This is a genomic window from Gardnerella sp. 26-12, assembly GCF_001660745.1.
Classification (GTDB): Bacteria; Actinomycetota; Actinomycetes; order Actinomycetales; family Bifidobacteriaceae; genus Bifidobacterium; species Bifidobacterium swidsinskii.
Genome location: NZ_LWSR01000016.1, coordinates 1 through 4,991, shown reverse-complemented (window position 1 = coordinate 4,991; position 4,991 = coordinate 1). Strand labels below are relative to the sequence as shown.

Sequence of the window (4,991 nt, the reverse complement as noted above, 5' to 3'; positions counted from 1 at the left end):
AATGTAAGTAAGCATAAATAAATATCAAAAGTCGATAATTAAAATTTGATTATCGCATTATGAAGGAGAAGATTATGAATCAGGAAATTAGCGAACATGCAGATAGCATGATTAATGCTGTAAGCATTAAAAAGCATGCTTTAGATATTACGTCTTTAGTGTTGGTTGCAGTTCTTTTTGCAGCAGGATGTATTCTTGACTTTACTGCTGCAAAAGCACTTTCAATTGGAAACATTAAACCAAACTTTTTAATCGCATCATTCTGTCTTGCAATCTTGCTTGTTCGTCCAAATGTTATTCAGGGCGCGATTATTGGTGCTTTGGCTGCAACTTTGATGCAATTTAACGCATCTATTCCTGGTCTTAATTATGTTTGCGATATTCCGGCAGCGATTGTTATGACTTTGATGATTATGGCTTATGTTCGCGTTTTCCCTAAGGATGCTGCTAGAAAGTTCAGTATTTTCCCACTTATAGCAACTTTTATAACTACAGTTGTTTCTGGTTTAATATTTGCTTCTACTGCATCTTTCTTTGTTCTTCATTCTCCTAAGACGATTTTTGTTATGCTTCCAATCATTTTTGGAACTGCTGTGTTTAATGCTGTTGTTGTTGAAGTGCTTTACACCCCAATTCGACTCGTTCTGCATAAGTAAGTGTTTGAATTTGTTTTGGATGATTTATTTTAGATGATATGTATTTTGGATGATATGTATTTGATGATTTTGTTGAATAGTTTGTGCTGGATAATATGCAGCAAGTCATATAATCATCAAAGAATATAATCGCAGAATAAATATAATCGTAAGATATCATTAGTAATTGTAATTGTTAGGTTTCTAAGAGTTAGGAATTATTGTGCCTTTGCTTGAGCTAAAAGATGTGTCTTTTAAGTATGTGAATCGGAATAAAGATGATTCTTTAGACTCTTCAGAGGCACAAGATTCCACTTTTGCACTAAAAGATGTAAGTCTTAGCGTAGAATCTGGCGAATTTGTGGGAATTATTGGTCCTTCTGGCTCTGGAAAAACAACTCTTGCTTCGCTTTTTTCTGGCGCGATTCCGCATCATTATTCTGGCGAACTTTTAGGAAGCGTTAAGATTGCGGGTCAAGACACTAACAATCTTGCTTTAACTAACATTGCTTGCTTGGTTGGATCTGTTATTCAAGATATTGATGCGCAAATGGTTGCCGCAAATGTTGAAGATGAGATTCTTTTTGGCTTAGAAAATTTTGGCGTTGCGCATAGCGAAATACCAAGTCGAATAGATGAAGCTTTGCAAATTGTTGGCATTAGTGATTTGCGTAACCGTGATTTAGACACTTTGTCTGGAGGTCAAAAGCAGAAGGTTGCAATTGCTGCTATTCTTGCGCTAAAGCCTAAAGTTATGGTGTTAGATGAGCCGACGTGCGCTTTAGATCCTGTTTCTTCTAAAATGATTTTTTCGATTCTTAAAGATTTGAATAAGAATTTTGGAATAACGGTTGTTGTAATTGAGCAAAAAGTTGCGCTTTTAAGCGAGTATTGCAAGCGTTTAGTTGTGCTTTCTAATGGCATTTTGTCGCTTGATTTGCCTGTTAGCCAAGCGTTGAAAAATATGGATTTGCTTTATTCTATTGGAATAAATTATCCGCGTACTACGCATTTGGTTAATGATTTACAGCGTGAGAATATTTGCTCTAAAAGCGATTTGCCTGTGTCTGTAGAAGATACAGTAAATACTATTGTTAATACGATTAACAGTGAAAAATCTTTGACTTCACATGTTGATTCACATAGTGAATTTGATAATCGTGAATGCGATTCAAATAAATCGGCGCTTGCTTGCGACTTTTCACACGAATCGCAAGTCTCTACACAATCTTACGCACAAAATAAATCGAAAAACGATTCACCATGTCTTTCGCTTAAAAACGTCAGTTTTTTGTATCAAAGTGGCGTTAGTGCGCTAAAAAACGTGTCTTTTGAAGCTTACGCTGGAGAGCTCGTAACTCTTGTTGGTAGAAATGGTGCTGGCAAAACAACTATTACCAAAATTATTAATGGTTTATTAAAACCAACAGAAGGCAACGTAACAATTGATGGCGTTGACACTAAGTCTCTTCGTATTAGTCAAATAGCAAAATATGTATCTACCTTATTTCAAAATCCTGACCGACAATTATGCAAAGAAACGGTACTTGAAGAAGTTACTTTAAGCTGTATTTTGATTGGTCAGAATGAGGACGAAGCTAAAGCTCACGCAATGGAAATTATTGATGAGTTGGAGCTGGATTCTGAAGCTAGCCCGTTTATGCTCTCTCGTGGCCAGCGTCAAATGGTTGCTTTAGCTGCAACAGTTGTAACAAATCCTAAGATTCTTCTTCTTGACGAGCCAACTTGCGGTCTTGATTACAAGGAATGCATGAGAATTATGCAAGTTGTAGAGCGTTTAAGAAAAAACGGTTGCTGCGTGATTATGGTTTGTCACGATATGGAAGTTGTGCTTGATTATGCAACTCGACTTATAACAATTAATGATGGAAGGCTTATTATTGATGGTTCAGCGTACGATGTGTTTGAAAAACCGGAAGTGTGCTCTGCTGCAGCATTGTATCCACCATTATTGTGTTCCGTTTCTCAAGGCTTGGTTGCGCATGGATTTAATAAGTGCAATGGCTTGTATGTGCGCGAAGAATTAGTAGAAGCGTTGCGCGGCGAAAAAATCACAAAACAGACTGTACAGAATCAGCAGAATTAACAGAAGCAATAGCAAATAAAAGTAGCAAATAAAAGTAGAAGTAAAGGCGTCTGATATTTATGAAAACGAGATTATTAACTTACCAACCAGGTAACACTTTTCTTCATCGCACTAATCCTATTGCAAAACTAATTCTTGCTACGAGTGTTGTAATAAGCGTGTTTATTGCTAAACAGTATTCCGCGCTTATTGCGCTTGCAGCTATTATTTTTATTGGCATGGCTTTTACTCGTGTTGTTAAAACATTATCTGGTCTTATTAAAGCTATGCTAATAATTTCTTGCGTAATGTTTTTGCTGCAGACTGTTATTGCTCAAAGTGGCAACTATATTTTCTTGTGGTTCACATTGCACGGCATTGATATTGGTGCAAAAGCTGCTTTGAGATTGTTCTGCTTTGCTTTTCCTCTTGTTACCGTACTAACAGTAACTAAATTAAACGATCTTGCAAATGCTGTAGTGCAATATTTGCATGTGCCATACTGCTACGCTTTTACTATTACAACGGCAGTGCGTTTCGTGCCAATTTTTGCTTACGAAATGTCTCAAATCACAGAAGCTCAAATGGCTCGTGGTGTTGAGTATGATACTAAAAATCCGTTTAAAAAATTAAAACTCATGATGCCTCTTATTGTGCCTCTTTTGGTTTCTTCAGTGCGTAAAGCAGATAGTTCTGCGCTAGCAGCGGAAGAGCGCGGCTTTTATTTGCGTACACGCAAGTCTTCGTATTATAAATACCCATTCGGATGGCGTGGATTCTTGTCTTTAGTTATTTCTGCACTTATTATTGCTTTACCAATATGCACTTCAATCTTTTTGCCAAATTTAGTATAAAATATTTGTGTAAATCATAAATAAATAAATCATAAATAATTTATGAGGCTTTTGATGAAAAGTGTAAAAATTTGGCTTAAGGGTGCAAGAATTTACACGCTTCCAATAGGCTTAGTTCCTGTTGTTATGGCGTTTGCGGTTTCATTTAGAATGATACGATTTTCGTATTTTGAAGAACCAGTTATGCATCTAGAGCAATGTTTTATACAATTTTTCTTGTGCTGCATGGTTGCTGCGTTTATACAAATCGCCGTCAATTATGCCAATGATTATTGTGACGGATTGAATGGCTTGGATGATAATCGTAGTTTGCGTGCTTTAAGTAGCAATAATTCAAAACCTTTGTGCGATGTATCTTGGCGCCTTGCAAATGCTGGAATTTCCGCGAAATCTGTGTTTAAAGCCGTAATAATTTCTGCTTTTATTTCTTGTATTTTTGGTTTGATTATTGTTTTGCGAACTGGAATATATTGGTTTATTTTACTTGGAATTGCGTGCTTAGCTGCAGCATGGTTTTATGCAGGAGGTAAACATCCTTACGGTTATAAAGGTTGGGGAGAAGTAAGTGCGTTTGTATTTTTCGGTCCTGTTCCTTTTATTGGTTCGTTATGCGCAATTACATACGGAATTGGTATTCCAGAAACTAGCATATTTATCAATAACAGGCAAAGGATTTTGGCATGTGTGCTAATATCTTGCATTCCTGGTGCTTATTCGGCATGCTTAATGATGATAAACAATCTTCGAGATATTAAAAGCGATAAAGAGCATGGAAAAATAACTGCTATGGTTAAAATTGGCGAGCGCAATGGCAGACGTTTATGTGCTGCTATGAGCATTGTTTCTGCTGTTCTTTTGATTGCATATTCTGTTTTGATTATTGCGTTACCTTCAGCAGTGCCGTCAATATGGCGCTTTTATAGTGTTGAAATTTTCCTCAGTTTTAGTGCAATTGTATGCAATTCTTCGTGGCATTTATTTTTTGCTACTTTTCAGTGGATTTTATTGTTAGTTATTATTATTAAAGCCTATAAATTTACTAANTGNTGCNGCWATAGATTTATCCGTATAACCATTTAATAAAGAAGAATTTTTAACATCACGAATTGAAGGAGTCGATATTACAGTTTCCTTATACCATAATCTACAATGATGAGAACACAAATTACGCAAGTAAACTATTGAATGGATTGCTTCAGAAGATTTACGAATTTCTGTTTTTAACCCCATTGAATCAAAAAGTTTTCGCAACACATTAGTATCTTCGTACAAAGAAATCATTCGTGAAATAGTATCAAATGGAAAAGCTTCAACAGCAGCCCATATTGGTATAGGTTGTTTCTTACTCTTGTAATGTTTTATACAAACTTCGTTAGATTTTTCCAGCCATTTATTCATATTAGATAAAAGATTATT

Annotated in this window: 5 protein-coding genes; 4 read left to right on the top strand and 1 reads right to left on the bottom strand. The window is 35.8% G+C overall.

What is annotated here, in order from left to right; all coding sequences use genetic code 11:
- Positions 1 to 74: 74 nt before the first annotated feature.
- From A5295_RS01680 to menA, 4 genes are all read left to right on the top strand, one after another.
- Positions 75 to 656, top strand: coding sequence for a tryptophan transporter (locus A5295_RS01680; protein WP_012914058.1), 582 nt, complete (start codon positions 75 to 77; stop codon positions 654 to 656).
- 202 nt (positions 657 to 858) lie between these two features.
- Positions 859 to 2,742, top strand: coding sequence for an ABC transporter ATP-binding protein (locus tag A5295_RS01675; protein WP_064621540.1), 1,884 nt, complete (start codon positions 859 to 861; stop codon positions 2,740 to 2,742).
- Positions 2,743 to 2,801: 59 nt separating this feature from the next.
- Positions 2,802 to 3,575 carry an energy-coupling factor transporter transmembrane protein EcfT gene (locus A5295_RS01670; protein WP_064621539.1) on the top strand — a complete coding sequence of 258 codons (774 nt, stop codon included), beginning with the start codon at positions 2,802 to 2,804 and terminating at the stop codon, positions 3,573 to 3,575.
- Between the two features lie 54 nt (positions 3,576 to 3,629).
- The gene (gene menA, locus A5295_RS01665; protein WP_064621538.1) at positions 3,630 to 4,655 is read left to right on the top strand and encodes a 1,4-dihydroxy-2-naphthoate octaprenyltransferase; all 1,026 of its coding nucleotides are present in this window, start codon (positions 3,630 to 3,632) and stop codon (positions 4,653 to 4,655) included.
- On the opposite strand, the gene A5295_RS01660 is transcribed toward menA, so the two are convergent.
- The gene (locus tag A5295_RS01660; protein ID WP_231875271.1) at positions 4,584 to 4,973 is read right to left on the bottom strand and encodes an Abi family protein; all 390 of its coding nucleotides are present in this window, start codon (positions 4,971 to 4,973) and stop codon (positions 4,584 to 4,586) included. The two genes, menA and A5295_RS01660, sit on opposite strands and share 72 nt — an antisense overlap.
- Positions 4,974 to 4,991: the final 18 nt, after the last annotated feature.